The following is a 24,276-nucleotide window of genomic DNA, read 5'->3' as shown; positions in this document are numbered from 1 at the left end:
TTGGCCCGTATTACTCTCCGCCAATTGCTCGATCACGCTGCCAGCCACGGCTACGCCGTGCCGGCGTTCAACATCAACAACATGGAGCAGGGCATCGCCATCATGCAGGCGGCGGCTGCGGTCGATGCGCCGGTCATCATCCAGGCCTCGCGCGGCGCGCGCAGCTATGCCGGCGATCTCATGCTTTCGCACATGATCGATGCGCTGGAGCGGACTTATCCGGACATTCCGCTCTGCATGCACCAGGACCACGGCAATGACGAAGCGACCTGCGCCTCGGCCATCGCCCACGGCTTCACCTCGGTGATGATGGATGGCTCGCTGAAGGCCGACGCCAAGACGGCGGCCGATTATGATTACAACGTTGCGATCACGCGCCGCGTCGTCGATCTCGCCCATTGGGTCGGCGCTTCCGTCGAAGGCGAGCTCGGCGTGCTCGGCTCGCTCGAGCACGGCGGCGGCGAGCAAGAGGATGGTCACGGCGTCGAGGGCAAGGTCGGCCACGACCAGCTGTTGACCGATCCGGACCAGGCCGTCGACTTCGTGCGCGCCACAAAGGTCGATGCGCTCGCGATCGCAATGGGCACTTCACACGGCGCCTACAAGTTCAGTCGCAAGCCGGACGGCGATATCCTGGCGATGCGCGTGGTCGAGGAGATCCACCGCCGGCTGCCGAACACGCATCTGGTCATGCACGGCTCCTCCTCGGTGCCGCAGCCGCTGCAGGACAAGTTCAACCAGTTCGGCGGCGAGATGCCGCAGACCTGGGGCGTGCCGGTCGAGGAGATCGTTCGCGGCATCCGCAGCGGCGTGCGCAAGGTCAATATCGACACCGATTGCCGGCTGGCGATGACCGCGGTGTTCCGCAAGGTGGCGGCGGAAACGCGCTCCGAATTCGATCCGCGCAAGTTCCTCAAGCCGGCGATGGACGCAATGCGCGAATTGTGCCGCGAGCGGTTCGAGCAGTTCGGTACCGCAGGCCACGCCAGCAAGATCAAGGTCATTCCGATGAGCGAGATGGCGCGGCGCTATCGCGCCGGCGAGCTCGACCCGCGCATCGATGCCCGCGAGCCGGTTGCCGCCTAGCCAATCAGAAAGAGCAGAGAAAAGAGCAGGAGAGAGACATGAACGCACATGCAGGCACGGTCCGCGGCAAAGAGCGCTATCGCTCCGGCGTGATGGAATACAAGCGCATGGGCTATTGGGAGCCCGACTACATGCCGAAGGACACCGACGTCATCGCGCTGTTCCGCGTCACGCCGCAAGACGGCGTCGACCCGATCGAGGCCTCAGCCGCTGTGGCAGGCGAATCCTCGACCGCGACCTGGACGGTGGTGTGGACCGATCGCCTGACCGCGGCCGAGAAGTATCGCGCCAAGTGCTATCGCGTCGATCCCGTTCCGGGCTCGCCGGGCTCGTATTTCGCCTACATCGCCTATGATCTCGACCTGTTCGAGCCGGGCTCGATCGCCAACCTCTCGGCCTCGATCATCGGCAACGTGTTCGGCTTCAAGCCGCTGAAGGCGCTGCGGCTCGAGGACATGCGCTTTCCCGTCGCCTATGTGAAGACCTTCCAGGGACCGGCGACCGGCATCGTGGTGGAGCGCGAGCGGCTCGATAAGTTCGGCCGGCCGCTGCTCGGCGCGACCGTGAAGCCGAAGCTCGGTCTGTCCGGCCGCAATTACGGCCGCGTGGTCTATGAGGCGCTGAAGGGCGGGCTCGATTTCACCAAGGACGACGAGAACATCAACTCGCAGCCCTTCATGCATTGGCGCGATCGCTTCCTTTATTGCATGGAGGCGGTGAACCGCGCGCAGGCCGCTTCCGGCGAGGTGAAAGGGACCTACCTCAACGTCACCGCGGCCACCATGGAGGACATGTACGAGCGTGCGGAGTTCGCCAAGGAGCTTGGCTCGGTGATCGTGATGATCGACCTCGTGATCGGCTACACTGCGATCCAGTCGATGGCCAAGTGGGCGCGGCGCAACGACATGATCCTGCATCTGCATCGCGCCGGCCACTCCACCTATACGCGGCAGAAGAGCCATGGCGTGTCGTTCCGCGTCATCGCGAAATGGATGCGGCTTGCCGGTGTCGACCACATCCACGCCGGCACGGTGGTGGGCAAGCTCGAAGGCGATCCCAACACCACGCGCGGCTATTACGACGTCTGCCGCGAGGACTTCAATCCGACCAAGCTCGAGCATGGCCTGTTCTTCGACCAGTCCTGGGCGAGCCTCAACAAGATGATGCCGGTAGCCTCCGGCGGCATCCATGCCGGGCAGATGCACCAGCTGCTCGACCTGTTAGGCGAGGACGTCGTGCTGCAGTTCGGCGGTGGCACCATCGGCCATCCCATGGGCATTGCGGCCGGCGCGACCGCCAACCGGGTGGCGCTGGAAGCGATGATCCTCGCCCGCAACGAGGGCCGCGACTATGTCCACGAGGGCCCGGAGATCCTGGCCAAGGCGGCCCAGACCTGCACGCCGCTGAAGGCTGCGCTCGAGGTCTGGAAGGACGTCACCTTCAACTATCAATCCACCGACACGCCGGACTTCGTGCCGACGGCGCTGGAAACCGTCTGAGGAGATTTGAGATGAAGATCACCCAGGGCTGCTTCTCGTACCTGCCGGATCTGACCAACGAGCAGATCACCAGCCAGGTGCAGTATTGCCTAGCCAATGGCTGGGCGGTGAACATCGAGTTCACCGACGATCCGCATCCCCGCAACACCTATTGGGAGATGTGGGGCCTGCCGATGTTCGATCTCCAGGACGCCGCCGGCGTAATGATGGAGCTCGCCGAGTGCCGCAGGGTCTATAGCGACCGCTACATCCGCATCAGCGGCTTCGATTCCAGCCACGGCTGGGAATCGGTGCGGATCTCCTTCCTCGTCAACCGGCCGAAGCAAGAGACGGAGTTCGAGCTGGTGCGGCAGGAGGTCGGCGGCCGTGCGGTCCGCTACACCACGGTTCGAAAGTCGGCGGCGCACGCGCCAGCTTGAGTCATCCGCTTCCGCGCGGAGCTCTCCCTGCTCCGCATCCTTGGCGGACAACTGCTTCGCCGCCTTGCTCGCGGCGAAGCTCTTTTCTTCGAGGGTAGTCATGCTTGATGTCCCCCACGCAACCACGACCGAACACAGCGAGACCCATTTCGATCTCCGCAAGGAGGCTGAAGCGGCCGGGATCACCGAGACGCTGCAACAGCTCGATCAGGAGCTGATCGGGCTCAAGCCGGTCAAGAACCGCGTGCGCCAGATCGCCTCGCTGTTGCTGATCGAGCGCATCCGGCAGCGTGCGGGCCTGGCTTCCGCGCCGCCGACGCTGCACATGTCGTTCACCGGCAATCCTGGAACAGGCAAGACCACCGTCGCTCTGCGCATGGCCAGGATCCTGCACGGCCTCGGCTTCGTGCGTCGCGGGCAGGTGATCTCGGTGACGCGCGACGATCTGGTCGGCCAGTACATCGGCCACACCGCGCCGAAGACCAAGGAGATCCTGAAGAAGGCAATGGGCGGCGTGCTGTTCATCGACGAGGCCTATTACCTGCATCGTCCCGACAACGAACGCGACTATGGTCAGGAATCGATCGAGATCCTGCTCCAGGTGATGGAGAACCAGCGCGAGGACCTCGTCGTGATCCTCGCCGGCTACGGCGAGCGGATGACGAGTTTCTTTGGCTCAAACCCCGGCTTCCGCTCGCGCATCGCCCACCACATCGAATTCCCTGACTATGCAGAGGCCGAGCTGCTCGTCATCGCCGAGCTGATGCTGAAGGAGCGTGGCTATCGCTTCTCGGCTGCGGCGCGAGAGGCGTTCGAGAAGTACATCGCGCTGCGTCGGACCCAGCCGTTCTTCTCCAACGCGCGCTCGATCCGCAACGCCGTCGACCGCATCCGCCTGCGGCAGGCCGATCGGCTGGTGTCCGATCTCAATCGCATGCTCGATGTCGCCGACCTCGAAACCATCGATGCCATGGACGTGCTCGCGAGCCGGGTGTTCAGCGGCGGTGCGGATGCGCGGAGTGCAGTGCCATGACGAAGGAGATCATGATCGCTCCCTCGATCCTCGCCGCGGATTTCGCGCGTCTCGGCGAGGAGGTCGCCGCGATCGACGCCGCTGGGGCCGACTGGATCCATTGCGACGTCATGGACGGACACTTCGTGCCGAACATCAGTTTCGGTTCCGACGTCATCAAGGCGATCCGCCCCTATTCGAAGAAGCCGTTCGACGTGCATTTGATGACCGCGCCGACAGATCCCTATCTCGAGGCGTTCGCAAAGGCCGGAGCGGACATCATCACGGTGCACGCCGAAGCGGGGGCGCATCTCGACCGCTCGCTGCAGGCGATCCGTTCGCTCGGCAGCAAGGCTGGCGTCAGCCTTTGTCCGTCGACCCCGGAAGCGGAGATCGAGTATGTGCTCGATCGTATCGATCTCGTGCTGGTGATGACGGTCAATCCGGGCTTTGGCGGCCAATCCTTGATCGCATCGCAGATCGACAAGATCAGGCGGATCAGGACCATGATCGGCGGGCGGCCGATCCGGCTCGAGGTCGACGGCGGTGTCACGCGCGACAATGCCGCGGCCGTGGCTGCAGCGGGCGCCGACACGCTGGTCGCGGGCTCCGCCGTGTTTCGCGGCAAGAGCGCTGGCGAATATGCCGCCAATATCGCGGCCATTCGCATCGCCGCGGAGACCGGCCGGGTTCCGAAGCTGCAAGATAGTTCCGCGCCCGCGAAGCGGGCCGAAGAAAGTGCGCTCATCCGGTAGATTACGGAGCAGCCCGCCGCCGTGGCTCCGGTGTGTCAAGGCGCGCCACTTTCTCCGGATCTCTACGGAGCATGCCGTCCAAATCGATCGGCTCATTCAGTCCGGGGTAACCAACGCACCGGAGAAGGACAATCTATTAACGACCGCGCAATGCCAAGCGTCTCAATCTGTGGTTTAGGGACGTTATGAGAGCGCGGATGCGCGAGGCCGGTGATCGCGAGCGTCAGCGGATGATCGAAGTACGCGCGCAAACGCGCGACGAGGTCGAGCAGGATCTGCTGCGGACCCGCGAGTTCCTCGACACAATCATCGAAAACATTCCGATCGCCGTCTTCGCGAAATGTGCGGAGAGTTCGCGCTACATCCTGCTGAACCGCGCCGGAGAAGACTATTACGGCATGCCGCGCGAACAGATGCTGGGCCGAACGCCCGAGCAGATCTTCCCGGCTGACGTGGCCCGCGAGGTCAACGAGCAGGATAGACGCGTCGTGGCCAGCGGCATGCCGATGGTTCTGGAGGAGCATCTGCTCGAAGTCGGCGTCAAGGGCCGCGACCGGGTCGTCAATTCACGCAAGATGCTGATCACGGATGGCAACGGGGATCCGCAATATCTGGTCGGCGTGATCGAGGATGTCACGGAGCGTGTCACCACCCGGCAGCGGATCAGCCATCTTGCGCATCATGATGCGCTCACGGACCTGCCGAACCGCAGCGCCTTCAACGCGGCGCTCGACGAACGGCTGGAGCGGGCGCAGGAGGCATCGACCAGTTTCGCCGTGCTGAGCCTCGATCTCGACCGCTTCAAGGAGGTCAACGACGTGTTCGGTCACCCCGTCGGCGACATGCTGATGCGGGCGGCCGCCGACCGGCTTGCCGCGGAAGCCGAAGGGGCCTTCGTCGCCCGCATCGGCGGCGACGAGTTCATGATCCTGATGCCCGACAATGCCAGCCGTGAGGACGTTCTGGCGCTGGCCGAACGCCTGGTCGAGACAATCGGCAAGGAGCTCGAGGTCGACGACTATCTCTCCCACGTGGGCCTTAGCGTCGGCATCGCGTTCTATCCCGACGATGGCTTGAACGCGGCGACGCTGCTCGCCAACGCCGACTCGGCTCTCTACCGCGCCAAGCGCGAGGGCAGGAGCCGGGTCCGCTGCTTCGAATCCGAGATGGACCAGGAGCTGCGCGACCGCAGGCTGTTGCAGCACGACCTGCGGCAGGCGCTGGAGCAGAACCAGCTCCTGGTCTATTTCCAGCCGCAGGCGCGGGTGGATGGCGAGGTCATCGGCTTCGAGGCGCTGCTGCGATGGAATCACCCGACGCGCGGCTTCGTGCCGCCGGATCAGTTCATTCCGCTCGCCGAGGAGAACGGGCTGATCGTCGAGATCGGTGAATGGGTGCTGCGCGAGGCGTGCGCCGCGAGGCGGCATCCTGGCCGCGGCCGTTGCAGGTCGCGGTCGATCTGTCGCCGGTCCAGTTCCAGGCGGGCGATCTCGAGCGCTCGATCCACCAGATTCTGTTGGAGACGGGGCTGACGCCGACGCGGCTCGAGGTCGAGATCACGGAGGGCGTGCTGATCGGCGATTTCACCCGCGCGCTCAACCTGCTGCGGCGGCTGAAGGCGCTCGGCATCCGCATCGCCATGGACGATTTCGGCACCGGCTATTCCTCGCTGTCCTATCTGCAGTCGTTCCCGTTCGACAAGATCAAGATCGACCGCAGTTTCATCTCCAACCTGGAGGCGACGCCGAAATCGGCCGAGATTGTCCGCGCCGTCCTGAGCCTGGCGCACGCGCTGAAGATCCCGGTCATTGCCGAGGGAGTGGAGACGGAAGCCCAGCGTGCTTTCCTGGCGCGCGAGGCCTGCGAGGAGATGCAAGGCTATCTCGTCGGCCGGCCTGACCTGATCGAACGCTATCTCGACTTGGTCAGCGTCGCCGTGGAGCGCCGCCTCTCCGCCTAGCGTTGGGCACACAGTTCCAAACGGACGTTTGGAACTAAAATCCTTACCGGCACTTCTCGAAAATTAACTTGGTTCAGGCGCGTTGTGTGCGCAGCAAATGTTTTGCATAAACGCCATCGGCCTGACGCAAATCAGGGCAATAAGCCCGTGAACGCGAGGGAGGGTCTCATGGAGAACGTACGTCGCTACCGGGCGCTGGCGTCCCTCTGCCGTCAGCAGGCGGCCTACCGGCCGCTCCAGAACTGGGAACTCCTCGGCCAGGCCGAACATTTCGAACATCTCGCCGAAATCGAGCTCAAGGCGCATTTCGACGCGTGCAATGCGCATCGCGAGAAGGACGCCGCCGCGCCGGCGCCGTGGGAGGCTCCCGTCGCGGCGTGACGGCGCCAAGGCGGCTCATCAATGCGACATCAGCGTCGGGACCGTCATGGCTTCCAGCATGGCGCGGGTGACACCCCCGAGAACGCGTTCCTGCAACCGCGAATGGCCGTAGCCGCCCATCACCAGGAGATCGAGACTCTCGTCGGCCGCCAGCGACAGAATGATCGGCTGAATGTCGGCGCGCGTGGCGGTCAGGCTGACCGTGCGGGTGGACAATCCGCGCCGCCCGAGATGTCTGGCCAAGCCGCTCGCTGAAGCTTCGCCGGAGACGTCGTCGGTCTCGTTGACGGTGATGATCACGATCTCTTCGGCGCGCGCCAGGAACGGAGCTGCGTCGCGCATGGCGCGGGCGGCAACGCGACTGCCGTCCCAGCAGATGCCGATCCGCTTCGCCTTGAAGGCTCCCCGGAAGGTGTAGGGCAGGAACAGCACCGGGCCGCCCGCCCGGAACAGGATCTCGCTCGGCACGTCGTTGTCGAACGAGCCCTGCGCCGGATCGGGCTGGAGCACCACGTTGAGATCGTGCAGCCGTGCCATCTCGCCGAGCGAGCCGGCGGCATCTGCCGGGATCGCGCCGAGTGCGTGGCAGGTATAGGAGATGCCGGCGTTCGCCGCCTCGCTCGTGAATACCGCGAGCGCCGCCTCGGCCCGCTCCACGGCGCGCTCGCGCTCCAGCTCGAACACGGCCGCCACCGCCGCGCCGCCTTCCATGACGTAAGCCGTACTGGTGGCGACATAGCCGACCGCGACCGCGTCGAGGTGCGCGTTGAGCTTCGCCGCGAGCGAGACCGAGCCCTCGATCGCGGGACGCATGGGACGTTCGGTGGGAATGTGGACGAGAATGTCTTTGTACATGGCGCGCCTCCGCTGAGCATCATCCGATGGTCGCAGTTTCTCCCTGCGCGAAGGCGACGCGTTGAGCTGTATCAAACGTCCGGATTGCCTGCTACGCCCGCTCATCCATTCTTTGCCGAGATTTAATCGGACGGACGGGACGTCGTAAGGTGGCAGCGACCATGTTGAGGGCAAGGCGACACCTGCTCAACATGGACATTTCGACATGAACGATCGCGTCAATTCCGACATCAACACTTCTCGCAAGATCTTGCGGCCGCGGCGGCTCGCGCTGCTCGGCACCGTGGCCGCGCTGGGCGTGGCCGCCCTGGCCGTTGCGCCAGGCGCCACGCCGTACGGCATCAACTCCTTGATTGCGCCGGCTCAGGCGGCCGAAGCTGCCGCGACGCCGCCCGGCTTCGGCGATCTCGTCAGCAGGGTCAAACCCGCTGTGATCTCGGTGCGGGTCAAAATCGATCAGGACAACGACAAGAGCGCGATGCTGCAGCAGAACCGGATGGATTCGGACGAGGACACGCCGTTCGACCAGTTCTCGCGACAGTTCGGTTTCCGCTTTCCGGGCGGCGCGAACGGCATGCCACGCCAGCGCCACCAGATGATCACGGGCGAAGGCTCCGGCTTTTTCATCTCCGCCGACGGCTATGCCGTGACCAACAATCACGTCGTCGATCGCGCCGAGTCCGTGCAGGTGACGATGGACGACGGCACGACCTACACCGCGAAAGTGGTCGGCACCGATCCGAAGACCGATCTCGCGCTGATCAAGGTCGACGGCAAGAAGGACTTTCCGTTCGTCAAGTTCTCCGACCAGAAGCCGCGCATCGGCGACTGGGTGGTCGCGGTCGGCAATCCCTTCGGTCTTGGCGGCACCGTGACCGCCGGCATCGTCTCGGCCAGCGGCCGCGACATCGGCAACGGTCCCTATGACGACTTCATCCAGATCGACGCGCCGATCAACAAGGGTAATTCCGGCGGCCCGGCCTTCGACATGAACGGCAACGTGATCGGCGTGAACACTGCGATCTTCTCGCCCTCGGGCGGCTCGGTCGGCATCGGCTTCGATATCCCGGCTTCGACCGCCAAGCTCGTCGTCGCGCAATTGAAAGACAAGGGCGCGGTCACCCGGGGCTGGCTCGGCGTGCAGGTGCAGCCGGTGACGTCGGATATTGCCGACAGCCTCGGGCTCAAGGAGGCGCGCGGCGCGATCGTCGACAATCCGCAGGATGGCAGCCCGGCGGCGAAGGCCGGCATCCAGGCGGGCGATGTCATCACCGCCGTCAACGGCACCACGATCAAGGACTCCCGCGACCTCGCCCGCACCATCGCCGGCTTGGCGCCGGGCACGTCCGTGAAGCTCGATGTCTTCCGCAAGGGCGACAGCAAGACGATGACCCTGGTGCTTGGCGAACTGCCGAATGAGCGCCAGGCTAAAGGCAATGGCAATGCCGACGAGGGCAGGGGACAGTCGGGTGCCGGCACGCCGCGCCTCGGCCTCAGCCTGGCGCCCGCAGGTGACGTCCAGGGCGCAGGCCAGAACGGCGTCGTCGTCACCGAGGTTGATCCGCAAGGCCCGGCCGCGCAACGGGGCATCCGGACCGGCGACGTCATCCTCAATGTCGGCGGCAAGGCTGTCAGCAATGTCGGCGAGGTCCGCTCCGAGCTGGCGCAGGCCAAATCGTCGGGCAAGCGCAGCGTGCTGCTTCAGGTCAGAAGCGCGGAGGCCACCCGCTTCGTTGCGGTGCCACTCGCATAGCGCGAACTCGACCCTCACAAATCCAGGAAGGCGGCCTTCGGGCCGCCTTTTGCACACACGTCACGTCCGCACCAGGCCGGTCACATTCTCGTTAACGGCAGGGATGATGACCTGGTGCGTCCGAAAAAGCCGTGTTCGCTGATCACACTCGCAAGACGCCTCAGTGCTCTGCGGCAACGCCGCCGCCGACCGGGTTGCAAGCGTGGAACTTCGAGCCTCCCGGCGCTTTGTGGAACTCGCCGGTGGTTCACAAGTGATCGGTGCCATCATGGATCGACTGAAGCTCTCGCTCAGGAGTGCGCTGCTCGTGGTGCCATTGGTGCTCTCGGGTGAAAACGCGCTCGGGCGCGACGACGGCCGCTACGCGAATTCTCCTCTGAAGCCATGGTTCGACAGTTTGCGCAGCCATCTCGGTCCGTGCTGCTCGGATGCCGACGGTTTCGCCCTCGCCGATCTCGACTGGGAGTCGCACAACGGGCGCTACCGTGTCCGCATCGACGGGCAGTGGATCGACGTGCCGGACGAGGCCGTCATCACCGAGCCGAACCGCGCCGGCCGCACCATGGTGTGGCCGGTCAAGACTGCGTTCGGGATTTCGATCCGCTGCTTTATGCCGGGGAGCATGATCTGAGACCGGTCAGCGCGACCGCTTGGATGATTTGCGCTTCGATGATTTCTTGTTGGATGATTTCTTGGACGACGTCCTCGACGATTTCTTGGACGTCGTCTTGGCGCTCTTGCGCTTTGAAGCCTTCTTCGGGACCTTCTTGCCCTTCTTGCGTGCCTTCGACAGTCCGATCGCGATGGCCTGCTTGCGGTTCTTGACGCGGCCGCCGCGCCCGCCACGGCCGCTCTTCGCGGTGCCCTTCTTGTAACGCCGCATCTCGGTGGCGACATCGCTGCCCGAGCTGCGTGAGTAGCGGCGCTTTTTTGCCTTGCGTGCCATGCATATTCTCCCTCGGCGGGGAGAACCATTCTGCACAGCCATGGTTCCGGGAGCGTGGAACGGCGCAGGCCTAAAGCGCGATGCGATGCTCTAGAAGGAGTTTGCCAGCTCGATCTCCGCTTCCAGCACCTGGATGCGCCGGGCGGCCTCGCTGAAGGACAGATCCCGCGCATATTGGCCGGGCTGGTAGGCCTCTTCGCTGAGCCGCTTCAGCTTGAGGCCCTGCGCCCGCGTCATCTGCTCGCCCAGGAAAAATCTGGCGTCGTATTTACCTTGAACCTGCATCTGGCGTCTCCGTCCTGAAATCGTGACTTGACTATATGTTCTTATTTTGTTCTAACAAGGCATGGACAACAGAATTAATGAAATTCGACGTAAAATCAGAGCCTTGAGGTTTGAGATGGCCGACGTCGAGGCGTCGGTGCGCGACCTCGTCGAGCGCGATCACGACTGCACGGAAAAGGCCCTGGCGCAGATGGACCTGCGCCGGAAGATCAATCTCTTGATCGCCGAATGGAAGGCGGCCGGCGGCAGCGACGTACTGCCGAACGTCCGCGACCGAGTGCGACTTCGTGCCGTGAAGACAGGCGGCAATTCCGCGCGCGCAGTCGAGCGCCGCTGAGATCCTTGGCGCCGGATACTGAAGGCCGAGTGCCGAGCCCAAAGATAGAAGACAAAGGGCTCCGCAATGCGGAGCCCTTCATGATTCCAGGGCGCGCCTATTTGGTGGTGGTCATGCCGCCCTTGTTGGTCATGGTGCCGCCCTGATCGGAGCCGGGACCGGCGCCGCCTTGGCCGGATGGATCAGCGCCCTTGGAGGACTTGGTGTTGGCGCCGGTGGTCTGTGCCGACGATTCATGCTTGGCCTTATGCGATTTGGCCTGGGCGGCAAACGGCGCGGCGGCAAGGCCCGTTGCCAATATTGCGGCGAGAGCGAGCTTGGTCGTCTTCATGCGGGGGAACTCCCTGAGTTAAATTGACGCAGGCAGCAAACCGCGCGTCGCGGCAGGAGTCCCGGCGAAGTATCTTCCGTGCGTCACGCACGCTTCAAGTTTGCTTGTCCTCGACCAGGATGAACACGGCGCCGGTGAGCGTCGCGCCGATCGCGAAGGTCGTCACCAAGGTGAGGGCGAAGACCATCGCGGCCTGGCTTCCGCCATTGTTCAGCAGGTTGGCGACGGCTGGATTGGACAGGACGAGCGTGAGGCTGAAAATGAGGCCAAGCGCTGCGCCCATCATTGCATGTGTCATCAGCTTGATAAGGCCGCTGGCAGAGATCAGCTCAGACGACTTTTTGGTGCGCATGGGACGGCATCCCGAACTGCCACGCCAACGCGCATGTGATCGCCGGGTTTCCGCTCCGCTGAAGGAATTGTTACCGCCCGTTTCATCCGGCGTTCATGCCGGGCTTGCCAAGATGGGCGCCAGCAAAACGGGAACATCGATATGGGTAAGGTGGTCTTTCTTTACCGCTCGCTAGCCTATCGCAACGCAGCCGCGGACATCCTGCGCAAGGCGCGCAAGCTCCCGATTGGCGCGGAGCGGAGCGCAGCTCGCCGCTACGCGAGGGCGCTGCGCGATCTCGCCCGAACGGAAGCCTGGCTCGAAGGGCGCGTCGCGCGCGAACCGCGCACGGCGGAGCGCATGAGCAGCGCAGCGTCAGGTTAACCGGATGCGCGTTGCAATTCGGCGGCGCCGGCGGTGTCGAACTTGCTTGGTGCAGCCGCCGCGGTCTTGCGTGTCAACGGCACCTCAAGACGGCACAGCAGGCCCTCGGCGCGCCAATCGAACTGCGCCTGTCCGCCAAGCTGGGACTCGATGCTCGCAAGCAGGCTTCGCGTGCCGAAGCCGCGCGATTTCGGGGTCTTGACCAGGGGACCGCCAGATTCCTCCCAGCTCAGCGTGAGCAGCTCCTCGTCGACCTGCCAATCGATCGCGAGCCGCCCCGATCGGGTGGATAGCGCGCCGTACTTGGCCGAGTTGGTGAAGAGCTCGTGCAGCGCGAGCGCGAGCGTCTGGGCCGTCGCCGGCAGCAACTGAACTTCGGGCCCTGCCAATTTGATCTGGTCACCCAGCGAATAGGGCGCAAGCTCCTCGTCGATCAGCCTGGAGAGCTCGGCGCCCTGCCAGCTCGACAGCGACAGGATGGTGTGCACGCGCGCCAGCGCATTGATGCGCCCCTCGACGGCGTTGACATAGGCCTTGACCTCGTCGGCCCGGGTGAGGCGCACGATCGATTGCGCCAGCGCCAGCGCGTTCTTCGCGCGATGATCGACTTCCCGCGCCAGCAGGTTCTGCCGCTCCTCGGCGCGCTTGCGCTCGGTGATGTCGACGGTCACGCCGCTGACGCGCACCACGCGCCCGCTCTCGTCCGTGGTTGCGGCCGCCGTGCCGACGCACCAGCGCACCTCGCCGTCGGGCCGCAGGATGCGGAACTCCGTCTCGTACGCGCGCGTACCCTTGTTGAACTCGGCGATCGCCTTGCGCAACTGATCGACGTCATCGGGATGCAGCAGGCCCTGAACGCTGGCCGGAGTGACCTCGAAATCCTCGGGGCTGACGCCGAAGATGCGGTATTGCCCCTCGTCCCACATCCAATCGCCGCTGATCCAGTCCCAGTCCCATGACCCCATCTTGCCGGCCGCGATCGCCATGCTGCGCCGCTGCTCGCTCTCGCGCAGCTTCGCCGTGGACGCCTCCAGTTCCGCGGTGCGGGCGCGGACGCGATCCTCGAGCTCGTGGTTCAGCCGTTCGAGCTCGCGCGTCTTGCGGTAGAGCTCGGCAAACACCTTGATCTTGGCGCGAAGCACCTCCGGCACGACCGGCACTGGCACGTAATCGACCGCGCCCATCTCGTAGCCGCGCAGCCGGTCGATGTCGCTGACCTGGATGGCCGAAATGAAGATCATGGCGGTCTTCTGAAAGCGCGGATGCTCGCGGATCATCGCGGCGAGCTCGAAGCCGTCGAGCTCGGGCATGCAGACGTCGACCAGGATCACCGCGATCTCGGTCTTGAGCAGCACCTCCAGCGCCTCGCGGCCCGAGGAGGCGATCACGAGGTTCTCGCCGAGATCCTTCAGGATCACCTCATAGGCGAGCAGCTTGGCCGGCTGATCGTCGACGAGCAGGATGTTGACCTTTTCCTGGTCCATGCGCGGGTCCAACTCAGCGATGCAGCCACATGCGGATCGCAAGCAGCAATTGGTCGGTGTTGACCGGCTTGGCGAGGTAGTCAGACGCGCCGGCTTCGAGGCACTTCTCGCGGTCGCCCTTCATCGCCTTGGCGGTCAACGCGATGATCGGCAGACGGGCGAAGGCCGGGTTCTCGCGGATCACGCCGATGGTCTGATAGCCATCCATCTGCGGCATCATGATGTCCATCAGCACGATCGCGATCTCCGGATTGGATTCGACCAGCGTCACCGCCTCACTGCCGGTCGTGGCCGTCAGCACCTTCATGCCGCGTCGTTCCAGCACGCTTGAGAGCGCGAAGATATTGCGGGCATCGTCGTCGACGAGCAGGGCGGTCTTGCCGATCAGGTCCTCGTCGGAACTGTTCAGCTTCTCCAGCATGCGCTGCTTCTCGATCGGCAGCTCCGTGATCACGCGGTGCAGGAACAACGCGGTCTCGTCGAGCAGGCGCTCGGGCGATTCCACGCCCTTGACCACGATGCTGCGTGCCATGGTGTGAAGCTCGGCATCCTCCTCGGCGGAAAGCTCGCGGCCGGTGAACACCACGACGGGGATGTTCGACAGCGCCTCGTCGTTGCGGATCTGATCGAGCACCTCGAAGCCGCTCATGTCGGGCAGCCTAAGGTCGAGCACCACGCAATCGCAGGGTTGCTCGCGCAACGTCGTGAGCGCGCCGGCCCCGGTATCCGTGGCCAGGATCTCGATGTCGTCGTGGTGCAGCAGCTCGCGGATCGAGAGCCGCTCGGCCTCGTTGTCCTCGACGATCAAGAGCCGCTTGCGCCGCGGCCGCGCATATTCCTTGATTTGCGTCAGCGCGGCCGAGACGCCCTCGGTCGTCGTCGGCTTGTTGACGAAGGAGAAGGCGCCGCGCGCCAGCGCATGCTGGCGGTCCTCGTCGAGCGTGATGATCTGGACCGGGATGTGGCGGGTGAGCGGATTGTGCTTGAGCTGGCTCAACACGGTCCAGCCCAGCATGTCGGGCAGGAACACGTCGAGGGAGACGGCCGTCGGCTGGTATTGCTTGGCGAGCTCGAGGGCCTCGGCGCCGCGCGCGGCGACCAGGACCTTGAAGCCCTTGTCGCGGGCCAGATCGACCAGCACGCGGGCATAATGCGGGTCGTCCTCGACGATCAGGAGAATGGTGTCGCCGGGCTCGAGGTTGAGGCGGTCGTCGGGCAGCTGCTCGATAACGCGCTGCTGGTCGGGCGCAGCAGGCTGCAGCGCCGGCGGCTGGCCGTATTGGTGTGACGCCGGCGCCCGCGGCGCGAGGGTCGGGCCGGAATATTTCAAGGGCAGATAGAGCGTGAAGGTCGAGCCCTTGCCCGGCGCGCTGCGCAGGTGGATCTCGCCGCCGAGCAGGCTGGCAAGCTCGCGGCTGATCGCAAGGCCGAGGCCGGTGCCGCCATATTTGCGGCTGGTGCCGGCATCGGCCTGCTGGAACGCCTCGAAGATCAGCTTCTGCTTCTCCAGGGGAATGCCGATGCCGGTGTCGGACACTTCGAAGGCGATCACGGCCGGCGCCGAGTTCAGCACCGGATGATCCGTCCCCCAGCCGCCGATTGCGCCGGCGACCTTCAGGCGCACTTCGCCGTCGGCGGTGAACTTGAAGGCGTTGGAGAGCAGATTCTTCAGAACCTGTTGCAGCCGCTTGGAGTCGGTCACGATGCTGCGCGGCAGGTTCGGATCGACGTCGATCTTGAACGACAGGTTGCGGTTGTCCGCCTCGTGCCGGAACGGCCGGCCGACGGTCTCGAGCAGGTTCGCGGTCAGGATTTCCTCGGCGTCGACCGTCACCGTGCCGGACTCGATCTTGGAGAGATCGAGAATGTCGCTGATGAGGTTGAGCAGGTCGGTGCCGGCACCATGGATGGTGCGGGCGAACTCGACCTGCTTGGCCGAGAGGTTGCCATCGGGGTTGTCGCTGAGCTGCTGTCCGAGGATCAGGATCGAGTTCAGCGGCGTACGCAGCTCGTGGCTCATATTGGCGAGGAACTCGGACTTGTACTTCGACGTCAGCGCGAGCTCGGTCGCCTTCTCCTCGAGCGCGCGGCGGGCCTGCTCGATCTCCTGGTTCTTGCGCTCGACCTCGACGTTGCGTTCGGCGAGCTGCTGCGCCTTCTGCTCGAGCTGGTCATTGGTCTGCTGCAATTCGCGTTGCTGGGTCTGCAGCTCGCCGGCGAGCTGCTGCGACTGCTTGAGCAGGCCTTCGGTCTGCATCGTGGCCTCGATCGAATTGAGCACGATGCCGATGGAGTCGGTGAGCTGCTCCAGGAACGTCATCTGCGACGTCGTGAAGGAGATGAGCGAGGCGAGCTCGATCACGGCCTTGACTTGGCCCTCGAACAGCACCGGCAGCACGACGAGGTTTTTCGGCGCGACGCGGAACAGCGCCGAGTTGATCGGCACCACGTCCGACGGAATGTCGGAGACGACGCGCGGCCGCTTGTCGAAGGCGCATTGGCCGATCAGGCCTTCGCCGAACTGCAGCACCGGCTGATAGGGGTAGACGCCGTCGCTGGCGTAGGAGGCGAGCAGCAGGAGCTGCGGATCGTTCTCGTTTTCGACCTGGTAGATCACGCCGGTATGGGCGTTCACCAGCGGCGACAATTCGGTGAGCAGCAGGCGGCCGACGGTGGTGAGGTCGCGCTGGCCCTGGAGCATGTTGGTGAACTTGGCGAGGTTGGTCTTCAGCCAGTCCTGCTCGGTGTTCAGCTCCGTCGTGAGACGGAGGTTGGTGATCATCGTGTTGATGTTGTCCTTCAGCTCCGCCACTTCGCCGCGGGCGTCGACCTGGATCGACCGCGTCAGGTCGCCCTTGGTCACCGCAGTTGCGACTTCCGCGATCGCGCGCACCTGCGAGGTCAGGTTGGCCGCGAGCAGGTTGACGTTGCCGGTGAGATCCTTCCAGGTGCCGGCAGCGCCGGGCACGTTGGCCTGACCGCCGAGCCGGCCTTCGACGCCGACCTCGCGCGCCACCGAGGTCACCTGGTCGGCGAAGGTCGCGAGCGTCTCGGTCATGTTGTTGATGGTGTCGGCGAGCGCCGCGACTTCGCCCTTCGATTTCACCGTGAGGTTCTGCTTCAGATCGCCGTTGGCGACCGCGGTCACCACCTTGACGATGCCGCGCACCTGCTCGGTCAGGTTCGCCGCCATGAAGTTGACGGTGTCGGTGAGGTCCTTCCACGTGCCGGCGACGCCGGGCACTTGGGCCTGGCCGCCCAGCTTTCCTTCCGTGCCCACCTCGCGTGCGACGCGCGTCACTTCGCCGGCGAATGCGTTGAGCTGGTCCACCATGGTGTTGATGGTGTTCTTCAGCTCCAGGATTTCGCCCTTCACATCCACAGTGATCTTGCGCGAGAGGTCGCCGCGCGCGACCGCCGTGGTGACTTCGGCGATGTTGCGGACCTGGGTGGTGAGGTTCGCAGCCAAGAGGTTGACGTTGTCCGTGAGATCCTTCCAGGTGCCGCCGACGCCGGGCACCACGGCCTGACCGCCGAGCCGTCCCTCGGTGCCGACCTCGCGCGCCACGCGCGTGACTTCGGCGGCGAAGGAGCGGAGCTGCTCGACCATGGTGTTCAGCGTGTCCTTCAGGAGAAGGATCTCGCCGCGTACGTCCACCGTGATCTTCTTCGACAGGTCGCCGCCGGCGATGGCGGTTGCGACCTCGGCGATGTTGCGGACCTGCGCTGTCAGGTTGGAGGCCATGAAGTTGACGTTGTCGGTGAGGTCCTTCCAGGTGCCGGCGACGCCGGGCACCTCGGCCTGGCCGCCGAGCTTGCCTTCGGTGCCGACCTCGCGCGCCACGCGCGTGACTTCGCCGGCAAAGCCGTTGAGCTGGTCCACCATGGTGTTGATGGTGTTCTTCAGCTCGAGGATTTCGCCCTTCACGTCGACGGTGATCTTGCGCGAGAGGTCGCCGCGCGCCACCGCGGTCGTCACCTCGGCGATGTTGCGGACCTGGGCGGTGAGGTTACCCGCCATCGAGTTGACGGAGTCCGTCAAGTCCTTCCAGGTGCCGGCGACGCCGGGCACGTTGGCCTGACCGCCGAGGCGGCCTTCGGTGCCGACCTCGCGCGCCACGCGCGTCACCTCGCCCGCGAAGCGGTTGAGCTGGTCGACCATCGTGTTCAGCGTGTCCTTGAGCTGAAGGATCTCGCCGCGCACGTCCACGGTGATCTTGCGCGACAGGTCGCCGCCGGCGATGGCGGTGGCAACTTCCGCGATGTTGCGGACCTGGGCGGTGAGGTTGCCCGCCATCGAGTTCACGGAGTCGGTCAGGTCCTTCCAGGTGCCGGCGACGCCGGGCACGTCGGCCTGGCCGCCGAGCTTGCCGTCGGTGCCGACCTCGCGCGCCACGCGCGTGACTTCGCCGGCGAAGGCGTTGAGCTGGTCGACCATGGTGTTGAGCGTTTCCTTCAGCTGAAGGATCTCGCCCGAGACGTTCACCGTGATCTTCTTGGACAAGTCGCCCTTCGCCACCGCGGTTGCGACCTCGGCGATGTTGCGGACCTGGCCGGTGAGGTTCGAGGCCATCGAGTTGACGCTGTCGGTGAGGTCCTTCCACGTGCCGCCGACGCCGCGCACCACCGCCTGACCGCCAAGCTTGCCTTCGGTGCCGACCTCGCGCGCCACGCGCGTGACTTCGCCGGCGAAGGCGTTGAGCTGGTCCACCATCGTGTTGATGGTGTCCTTCAACTCGAGGATCTCGCCGCGCACGTCCACGGTGATCTTCTTCGAGAGGTCGCCGCCGGCGACTGCGGTGGTCACCTCGGCGATGTTGCGGACCTGCGCGGTCAGGTTCGAGGCCATCGAGTTGACGCTCTCGGTGAGGTCCTTCCAGGTGCCGGCGACGCCGAGCACGTTGGCCTGGCCGCCGAGCCGGCCCTCGGTGCCGACCTCGCGGGCGACGCGCGTGACTTCGCCGGCGAAGGCGTTGAGCTGGTCGACCATGGTGTTGAGCGTCTCCTTCAGCTGAAGGATCTCGCCCGAGACGTTCACCGTGATCTTCTTCGACAAGTCGCCGCTCGCGATGGCGGTCGCGACGTCGGCGATGTTGCGGACCTGCGCGGTCAGGTTGGAGGCCATGAAGTTGACGTTGTCGGTGAGGTCCTTCCAGGTGCCGGCGACGCCGGGCACCTGGGCCTGGCCGCCGAGCTTGCCCTCGGTGCCGACCTCGCGCGCCACGCGCGTGACTTCCGAGGCGAACGAGTTGAGCTGGTCCACCATGGTGTTGATGGTGTCCTTCAGCTCCAGGATCTCGCCGCGCACGTCCACGGTGATCTTGCGCGAGAGGTCGCCGCGCGCCACGGCGGTCGTGACGTTGGCGATGTTGCGGACCTGTGCGGTCAGGTTGCCGCACATCGCGTTGACGGAGTCGGTCAGGTCCTTCCAGGTGCCGGCGACGCCGGGCACGATGGCCTGGCCGCCCAGCTTGCCGTCGGTGCCGACCTCGCGCGCCACGCGCGTCACTTCGGAGGCGAAGGAGCGCAGCTGGTCCACCATCGTATTGATGGCTTCCTTGAGCTGGAGGATCTCGCCGCGGACGTCGACCGTGATCTTCTTGGAGAGGTCGCCGTTGGCGACCGCGATCGTCACCTCGGCGATGTTGCGAACCTGGTTGGTCAGGTTGTTCGCCATCGAGTTGACGCTCTCGGTGAGGTCCTTCCAGACGCCGGTCACCTCCGGCACCTGGGCCTGGCCGCCGAGCTTGCCTTCGGTGCCGACCTCGCGCGCCACGCGTGTCACCTCCGAGGTGAACACGCCGAGCTGCTTGATCATGGTGTTGACGATCGTCGCCGACTGCAAGAACTCGCCGCGGAGCGGACGGCCGTCGACGTCGAGCTTGACGGTCTGCAGCAGGTCGCCTTGGGCGACAGCGGCAACCGCGCGTGTCACCTCGCGCGTCGGCCACAACAAGTCGTCAATCAGCGTGTTGACCGAACCTTCCATGTCGGCCCAGGAGCCCGACGCAAGGCCGAATTTCACGCGCTGGCGGGTCTTGCCTTCGCGTCCCACCACCTGGCCCACCAGCTCGAGCTGCTGTGCCATGCGCTGGTTGGCGGCGATAATTTCGTTAAAAGTGTCGGCGATCTTGCCGTCGATACCGAGATAGTCGCCGCTCATGCGCACCGAAAAGTCACCGCTGCGCATCGCCTGGAGGGCGAGCAGCAGTTCCGCTCGGGAATCTGACTCGGACGTACCGTTGATTTTTGGCTTTGGGACGCGACGACCGGAGCGTGATGCAGTTCCGGAATCGAGGTCGCTCATACTGTTTCCCCCGCAGGCGTCGGCCGAATCTGAGGCAAGACGCGTTCGACGAAATAAGAGCGTCAGGCAAATTCGAAATCAAGCGCCAACGTACGGCGCAAGGAAATGGAACCCGCTTTGCTCAGCCCGACCGAGTTAACGACGGACCGGCCGGTTTGTTCCACACCCCCTCGAAAGGAAAAAGGCCGCAGGGGCGGGTCGTCAACGCGTCCGTCGTCCGCAGCCCTGCTTCGGAACGGAGCGCCGAGCCTGACGGTTAGCCAGCGCAGACAGGGAGAACGGACATGAAGGCAGCAATTTTCGCCATCGCCATCGCGGCGCTTGCCGCGGGGTCGGCTCTGGCGCAGGGCGGTGCGCCAAGCGGGCGCGGCTCCGTGACGGGCGACCCCGCCGCAAGCTCCGCCAACCCGCAGGCGGACACGCCGACCACCGGAGCGGCCACCCGCTCGAATCCAAGCGGAAGCGGCACGTCCTCGTCCGGCGGCAAGGACGACAACGGCGATGCGGGTCGCGATAAGATGCCGGAGAGCGACCGCACCGTGCGGCCGCAGAGCCAGCAACACCGGAACGACAAGTAGAGTTATTTGTCCGCCATGGTGCGCTCGGCGTCCCTGACCTGCGCACGCAGCAGCGGAAGCTGTTCGCGCGCGAACGCTGCGAGCGCCGCATTGTCGGGCGCCGCCAGATAGCGCTCGAGCAGGCCGATGATCGATTCATACTCGGGAATCTGCGCGGCGTAGAAACTTCTGACGTAGGCCGGACCATCCGACATTTCGGGCTCGACGAGGCTCGCGCTCGAGGATGTAGCCCTGCCAACATGCAGTTCCGCGCCGATGGCCTCCTGGACCTCTTTTAGTCGCTTGTCGCGCTTAGCCGCTTCCTCGGCGCGCAGGGCGGCGAGGTTCTTGACCTCGGCGTTGCCCTTGAGGTCGGTGTTCTCGAGCAGCCCCTGTTGAAACCGGCTGAAATTGTAGGCACCGCTGATCACCTCGATCGCGGAGGGCGCCCGTGCGCCGGGCTTTCGTTCGCCAAGGCTGTCGGCAAGCGCCGAGGTGCTGATCAATGCCAGAATGATTGCGGCGACAACTCGCATTGATCTTCAATGACGAACCGCGTGCGAAAGTTCCCCGACCATTACGATCCGGTAAGCGGGTTGCGGCGCAAGAGTTCCGTCCCCACGTCCTTTATATGAAACAGTCTGACGTCTTCAGAGACAACGCCGACAATTGTCTTCAGCTTGCCGAGCGCGCTGACGGACAGCCCGCCCATAAGCGCTATTCGCGCATGGCCGACGCCTGGACGGCACTCGCCAACGAGCAGGATTGGCTCGACGGCGAAATTTCGCCCGTTCCCGTCCATGCAGCTCCAAAGCGGAACGGGTGAGCTCGTCTTCAAAGATCTGCATGTGAGACCGCTCACGGAAGGCGCACAACCGATTTGGGATCATCCGGGAAGGTCGATCGCGGAGGTTTCCAATTGCAGAAGGAGGTTTGACGATGGCTCCACGTCTGGCTCTTCTCTCCCTCATTCTCGCCTTTGGCGTCTCCGTCGCGTTCGCGACGGTGACGACGGTGCGACAGGTGCATCTCGAGAGCGCATCTGCCGTCCATGCCGTGCGCAGCTGATTGCGGCAGCGGAACATTCGACGCCGCAATGCGTAAGCGCTCCGACACATCAGCAGAAGCAAGAGCGCATCATGGCCCATTCCGACCAAGGCATCGTCAAGGACAAGCGTGGGGAGGAGCAGCCCCGCGACAAGGAACGTGCGCAATCCGTGCACAAGGCGGATCCGAAAGGCTCGCCGTCGCGTGAAGCGACGCGCGATCCCAAGCTGAACGACAACATCAAGACGCCGGGTTCCGGCGCCATGCCGGACGGCTCGAGCGACGCCACGGGCTAAGCGCTCACCAGGAACGAATTCGCGCAGGAAGAGTCGCCGGGTTGCTTCCGGTAGTCATGCCCCCGGTGCGCCGGAAGCAATCTCCAAGGACGGCCCTGGCACTCACCGTGCCGGGGTCGTTTTCTTTTGGAGAGGCTTCGGTGTGTTATCCGCCGCCGCTCTCCGGATCCCCCTGAGTATGTCCTTCAGGCCCGCGGCCGAATACGCCGAAGCTGCTTGACTTCACGCCGGCAGCGGCATCGACGCCCACAGCGGCCAGTCCGCACTTCAGGAGTTCGCGGACTGCTGCCGCCCGCGTCGGCATGCGGTGCTTGAACCGGAAATCGTCAATGGCGGCCAACTCTTCCGGCGAGAGCATAACCTGAAGGCGCTCGGCGCGAAGGTCGTTCATGGCGATCACGCAAATTGAGTAGGTTGAGTAGCTTACTCAACGAACCAACTTGATGAGAGTTCCGCGAAAGCCGACGAAGTCTGCAAGTGAGTAGGAAATCAAATAAAATCAATAATTTATTGAGCGCGTGCAGCCGTGAGGCATTGTTCCCGGAGGGAGGAGAGACCATGACGGACGAAGTCAGGTTACCCCGCAAGCTTTCCGAGGAATCGGCAGCGCCTGAGCCGGTGCGGCCAAGCCAGCAGAAGATCATCGATGAGGTCGAGCGCTGGGCCAACAGCCCGGGCCTCCAGCCGCCGCAATCGCAGCCTTCGACGGGAGCGAAAGCGAGCTAGGGCATGATCCGGAAAAGTGCGAAGCGGTTTTCCGCAAAGATCATGCGTAAACAACAATCTAAAGCGCGATGACGATTCATCCGAATCTCATCGCGCTTTAAGGCTTTGCGAAGCGAGAGCCCGTTGCCGACGGCGAATGGCCTGATCGACGCGATTTGTGGGAGACACTGCGAAGCTTGCGTCTGAGCCACCAGGCCGACACGGACACGATGGCCCAAACCGTCAGCGCGGCTAAAAAAGCGAGCGCGACGCTTGCCCCGACAATTAAATGGAAGATAGCGGCGAACGCGGCGAGGCCGATGCTGCCGAGCGCGGCGCCGACAGCATCGAGGGCCGCGGCCTTCTGTCCGCGACGCCGCCCGCTCAGGCCGGCCTTCTCCTTGGCGTGACGCTCGTGACTTTCGATCAGCGTCGCGCTGGCGCAGAAGATGGCCGGAAGAGCAAGAAAGAGCCCGCCGACGGACAGGCCGAACTTCGAACCGATAACGCCCGCGAGCACCGTCGCACCGCCGCCGAGCACGAAGCGAATGGCGTACTCGTACCACCGCGTCTGTTTCAGCGCCGATGTCGATAGCTTCACCAGCATCAGGCGGCACCTCCCAGGCCGGCGAGCAGGCCGAAGGCGACAACGAGCCATGCGGCAAAGGCGAGGATCGTGGCTGGAAGCGCGCCGAAACGGAACCTCATCAGGAGGTGGCAGACGACGACGCTGTAGCAGGCGAGCGCGATGGCGCCATAGATCATCGTCCAGCTCTGGGCCGCAGCATATTGCGGGCCGTGCTGGACCATTGCGATGCCGAGTGTGGCCAGCGCCACCGACGGTGCGGCGCCGAGCAGCCCGGCAAAGCTCTTCGGCCGCAGCATGTCACCGAGGATCGCGAAGACGGATACGATCAGGCCGCCGGCGACGAAGCGCACGAGATATTCAGTCATGGCTGTCCCCCCGAGCCCTTGCGCTGCCGCTGCCGTGACTTCGCCATCGTGAACGGCCGGAACAGGCGCTCAATGATGATGCCGAGCGTGAAACCTGCCACGACGTCGCTGGCCCAGTGCGCGAGCAGCGCGACGCGCGTCAGGGACAGCGCTACCGCAAAGGAGCGCGCCAGGCTGCGCGGGGCCGGCGGCAACAGGCCTGCGGCCGAGGCAAGGGCGCCCATATGCACGGCGTGACCTGAGGGAAATGCATCGCGCGCTCGCCCCGAAAAGGGAACGCCGCGCCTATGGCCGCTCACCGTCAGCCGGTCCGGCCTCGTCTGATCGAACACGGATTTCAAGACATGTGGCAACACGGCCGTCACCAGCGACACGATCAGGACGTGATCGGCAACGGGACGCTGCTGCGGATGCCGAAGGCGGGTGTAGAGCCATCCCACTGCCGCGAGCGCAACCAGGACATGCTCGTCGGCGCCCCAGGTCATGGCCTGGGCGGCATGCTCGAGCCCCGAGTTGGTATTGTGCGCGATCTCGTTGGCGATCGCCGTATCGATCCGGGTGGGTTTGACTGTTACAAGGGCCATCGGTCCGT

29 protein-coding genes are annotated in these 24,276 nt (G+C 64.7%); 17 read left to right on the top strand and 12 right to left on the bottom strand.

The window, feature by feature from the left end; all coding sequences use genetic code 11:
• The 8 genes from fba (at window position 1) to ABIA45_RS17270 (ending at window position 7,112) form a co-directional block, all read left to right on the top strand.
• Complete coding sequence (gene fba / locus ABIA45_RS17305) at window positions 1-1,086, top strand: class II fructose-bisphosphate aldolase (protein WP_404652939.1); 1,086 nt, start codon at window positions 1-3, stop codon at window positions 1,084-1,086.
• A 38-nt stretch (window positions 1,087-1,124) separates the two neighbouring features.
• Window positions 1,125-2,585 carry a form I ribulose bisphosphate carboxylase large subunit gene (locus ABIA45_RS17300; RefSeq protein WP_404652937.1) on the top strand — a complete coding sequence of 487 codons (1,461 nt, stop codon included), beginning with the start codon at window positions 1,125-1,127 and terminating at the stop codon, window positions 2,583-2,585.
• Between the two features lie 11 nt (window positions 2,586-2,596).
• Window positions 2,597-3,004: a ribulose bisphosphate carboxylase small subunit gene (locus ABIA45_RS17295; RefSeq protein ID WP_157286981.1), complete on the top strand. Its 408-nt coding sequence runs from the start codon at window positions 2,597-2,599 to the stop codon at window positions 3,002-3,004.
• Window positions 3,005-3,104: 100 nt separating this feature from the next.
• Complete coding sequence (cbbX, locus tag ABIA45_RS17290; protein WP_404652935.1) at window positions 3,105-4,037, top strand: CbbX protein; 933 nt, start codon at window positions 3,105-3,107, stop codon at window positions 4,035-4,037.
• Window positions 4,034-4,771: a ribulose-phosphate 3-epimerase gene (gene rpe / locus ABIA45_RS17285; RefSeq protein WP_404652934.1), complete on the top strand. Its 738-nt coding sequence runs from the start codon at window positions 4,034-4,036 to the stop codon at window positions 4,769-4,771. The genes cbbX and rpe overlap by 4 nt, the downstream gene beginning before the upstream one ends.
• Window positions 4,772-4,968: 197 nt before the next feature.
• Window positions 4,969-6,303 (top strand): putative bifunctional diguanylate cyclase/phosphodiesterase, encoded by a 1,335-nt coding sequence (locus ABIA45_RS17280; RefSeq protein ID WP_404652932.1) that lies wholly within the window; start codon window positions 4,969-4,971, stop codon window positions 6,301-6,303.
• A complete protein-coding gene (locus tag ABIA45_RS17275; protein WP_404652931.1) occupies window positions 6,213-6,731 on the top strand; it encodes an EAL domain-containing protein in 519 nt (172 codons plus the stop codon). The genes ABIA45_RS17280 and ABIA45_RS17275 overlap by 91 nt, the downstream gene beginning before the upstream one ends.
• Window positions 6,732-6,899: 168 nt before the next feature.
• Window positions 6,900-7,112, top strand: coding sequence for a hypothetical protein (locus ABIA45_RS17270; RefSeq protein WP_404652929.1), 213 nt, complete (start codon window positions 6,900-6,902; stop codon window positions 7,110-7,112).
• A gap of 18 nt (window positions 7,113-7,130) precedes the next feature.
• Here the strand turns inward: ABIA45_RS17270 and ABIA45_RS17265 are convergent, their stop codons facing one another.
• Window positions 7,131-7,967, bottom strand: a complete 837-nt coding sequence (locus ABIA45_RS17265) for a universal stress protein (protein WP_404652927.1) — start codon at window positions 7,965-7,967, stop codon at window positions 7,131-7,133.
• Between the two features lie 205 nt (window positions 7,968-8,172).
• Here ABIA45_RS17265 and ABIA45_RS17260 point away from each other — a divergent pair, with 205 nt between their 5' ends.
• Entirely contained in the window at window positions 8,173-9,720 is a 1,548-nt protein-coding gene (locus ABIA45_RS17260) for a Do family serine endopeptidase (protein ID WP_404652926.1), read from the top strand.
• Window positions 9,721-9,988: 268 nt separating this feature from the next.
• Window positions 9,989-10,351, top strand: a complete 363-nt coding sequence (locus tag ABIA45_RS17255; RefSeq protein WP_404543056.1) for a hypothetical protein — start codon at window positions 9,989-9,991, stop codon at window positions 10,349-10,351.
• A gap of 6 nt (window positions 10,352-10,357) precedes the next feature.
• Here the strand turns inward: ABIA45_RS17255 and ABIA45_RS17250 are convergent, their stop codons facing one another.
• Entirely contained in the window at window positions 10,358-10,666 is a 309-nt protein-coding gene (locus tag ABIA45_RS17250) for a DUF6496 domain-containing protein (RefSeq protein ID WP_271542570.1), read from the bottom strand.
• A gap of 90 nt (window positions 10,667-10,756) precedes the next feature.
• Window positions 10,757-10,951: a DUF3072 domain-containing protein gene (locus tag ABIA45_RS17245; RefSeq protein WP_057026883.1), complete on the bottom strand. Its 195-nt coding sequence runs from the start codon at window positions 10,949-10,951 to the stop codon at window positions 10,757-10,759.
• 115 nt (window positions 10,952-11,066) lie between these two features.
• Between ABIA45_RS17245 and ABIA45_RS17240 the strand changes: the two genes are divergently transcribed.
• Window positions 11,067-11,288, top strand: a complete 222-nt coding sequence (locus tag ABIA45_RS17240; RefSeq protein WP_404543054.1) for a hypothetical protein — start codon at window positions 11,067-11,069, stop codon at window positions 11,286-11,288.
• A gap of 97 nt (window positions 11,289-11,385) precedes the next feature.
• Here ABIA45_RS17240 and ABIA45_RS17235 read toward each other — a convergent pair whose 3' ends face one another.
• Together ABIA45_RS17235 and ABIA45_RS17230 are read right to left on the bottom strand one after the other, a co-directional pair.
• The gene (locus ABIA45_RS17235; RefSeq protein ID WP_275508731.1) at window positions 11,386-11,619 is read right to left on the bottom strand and encodes a hypothetical protein; all 234 of its coding nucleotides are present in this window, start codon (window positions 11,617-11,619) and stop codon (window positions 11,386-11,388) included.
• Window positions 11,620-11,713: 94 nt separating this feature from the next.
• The gene (locus tag ABIA45_RS17230) at window positions 11,714-11,971 is read right to left on the bottom strand and encodes a hypothetical protein (protein ID WP_404652925.1); all 258 of its coding nucleotides are present in this window, start codon (window positions 11,969-11,971) and stop codon (window positions 11,714-11,716) included.
• A 141-nt stretch (window positions 11,972-12,112) separates the two neighbouring features.
• Here ABIA45_RS17230 and ABIA45_RS17225 point away from each other — a divergent pair, with 141 nt between their 5' ends.
• On the top strand, window positions 12,113-12,334 hold the full coding sequence (locus tag ABIA45_RS17225) for a hypothetical protein (RefSeq protein WP_404543052.1): 222 nt from the start codon (window positions 12,113-12,115) through the stop codon (window positions 12,332-12,334).
• On the opposite strand, the gene ABIA45_RS17220 is transcribed toward ABIA45_RS17225, so the two are convergent.
• Both ABIA45_RS17220 and ABIA45_RS17215 read right to left on the bottom strand, forming a co-directional pair.
• Entirely contained in the window at window positions 12,331-13,818 is a 1,488-nt protein-coding gene (locus ABIA45_RS17220; protein WP_404543050.1) for an HWE histidine kinase domain-containing protein, read from the bottom strand. The two genes, ABIA45_RS17225 and ABIA45_RS17220, sit on opposite strands and share 4 nt — an antisense overlap.
• 13 nt (window positions 13,819-13,831) lie before the next feature.
• Entirely contained in the window at window positions 13,832-20,125 is a 6,294-nt protein-coding gene (locus ABIA45_RS17215) for a HAMP domain-containing protein (protein ID WP_404652922.1), read from the bottom strand.
• A 284-nt stretch (window positions 20,126-20,409) separates the two neighbouring features.
• On the opposite strand from ABIA45_RS17215, the gene ABIA45_RS17210 reads away from it, so the two are divergent.
• Window positions 20,410-20,703, top strand: a complete 294-nt coding sequence (locus ABIA45_RS17210; protein WP_404652921.1) for a hypothetical protein — start codon at window positions 20,410-20,412, stop codon at window positions 20,701-20,703.
• A 2-nt stretch (window positions 20,704-20,705) separates the two neighbouring features.
• Here ABIA45_RS17210 and ABIA45_RS17205 read toward each other — a convergent pair whose 3' ends face one another.
• Window positions 20,706-21,218 carry a DUF4142 domain-containing protein gene (locus tag ABIA45_RS17205; RefSeq protein WP_275496909.1) on the bottom strand — a complete coding sequence of 171 codons (513 nt, stop codon included), beginning with the start codon at window positions 21,216-21,218 and terminating at the stop codon, window positions 20,706-20,708.
• 95 nt (window positions 21,219-21,313) lie between these two features.
• On the opposite strand from ABIA45_RS17205, the gene ABIA45_RS17200 reads away from it, so the two are divergent.
• From ABIA45_RS17200 to ABIA45_RS17190, 3 genes are all read left to right on the top strand, one after another.
• Window positions 21,314-21,508: a hypothetical protein gene (locus ABIA45_RS17200; protein ID WP_074447527.1), complete on the top strand. Its 195-nt coding sequence runs from the start codon at window positions 21,314-21,316 to the stop codon at window positions 21,506-21,508.
• Between the two features lie 113 nt (window positions 21,509-21,621).
• Entirely contained in the window at window positions 21,622-21,750 is a 129-nt protein-coding gene (locus ABIA45_RS17195; protein ID WP_271542554.1) for a hypothetical protein, read from the top strand.
• 71 nt (window positions 21,751-21,821) lie between these two features.
• A complete protein-coding gene (locus ABIA45_RS17190) occupies window positions 21,822-22,025 on the top strand; it encodes a hypothetical protein (protein ID WP_036038118.1) in 204 nt (67 codons plus the stop codon).
• Between the two features lie 145 nt (window positions 22,026-22,170).
• Here the strand turns inward: ABIA45_RS17190 and ABIA45_RS17185 are convergent, their stop codons facing one another.
• Window positions 22,171-22,416, bottom strand: a complete 246-nt coding sequence (locus tag ABIA45_RS17185; RefSeq protein WP_153227270.1) for a hypothetical protein — start codon at window positions 22,414-22,416, stop codon at window positions 22,171-22,173.
• 167 nt (window positions 22,417-22,583) lie between these two features.
• Here ABIA45_RS17185 and ABIA45_RS17180 point away from each other — a divergent pair, with 167 nt between their 5' ends.
• Complete coding sequence (locus ABIA45_RS17180) at window positions 22,584-22,751, top strand: hypothetical protein (protein WP_404652919.1); 168 nt, start codon at window positions 22,584-22,586, stop codon at window positions 22,749-22,751.
• A 97-nt stretch (window positions 22,752-22,848) separates the two neighbouring features.
• On the opposite strand, the gene ABIA45_RS17175 is transcribed toward ABIA45_RS17180, so the two are convergent.
• The 3 genes from ABIA45_RS17175 to ABIA45_RS17165 are packed head-to-tail and all read right to left on the bottom strand — an operon-like array spanning window position 22,849 to window position 24,268.
• A complete protein-coding gene (locus tag ABIA45_RS17175; protein WP_157286965.1) occupies window positions 22,849-23,337 on the bottom strand; it encodes a DUF3147 family protein in 489 nt (162 codons plus the stop codon).
• The gene (locus tag ABIA45_RS17170; RefSeq protein ID WP_404652918.1) at window positions 23,337-23,684 is read right to left on the bottom strand and encodes a DUF3147 family protein; all 348 of its coding nucleotides are present in this window, start codon (window positions 23,682-23,684) and stop codon (window positions 23,337-23,339) included. Before ABIA45_RS17170 ends, ABIA45_RS17175 begins: the two co-directional genes overlap by 1 nt.
• On the bottom strand, window positions 23,681-24,268 hold the full coding sequence (locus ABIA45_RS17165) for a phosphatase PAP2 family protein (RefSeq protein ID WP_271542544.1): 588 nt from the start codon (window positions 24,266-24,268) through the stop codon (window positions 23,681-23,683). Before ABIA45_RS17165 ends, ABIA45_RS17170 begins: the two co-directional genes overlap by 4 nt.
• Window positions 24,269-24,276: the final 8 nt, after the last annotated feature.

It is taken from the genome of Bradyrhizobium sp. USDA 336, from assembly GCF_044908355.1.
GTDB classification, from domain to species: domain Bacteria; phylum Pseudomonadota; class Alphaproteobacteria; order Rhizobiales; family Xanthobacteraceae; genus Bradyrhizobium; species Bradyrhizobium yuanmingense.
The sequence above is the reverse complement of the archived record's forward strand: the minus strand, read 5'-3'. Positions and strand labels throughout refer to the sequence as shown.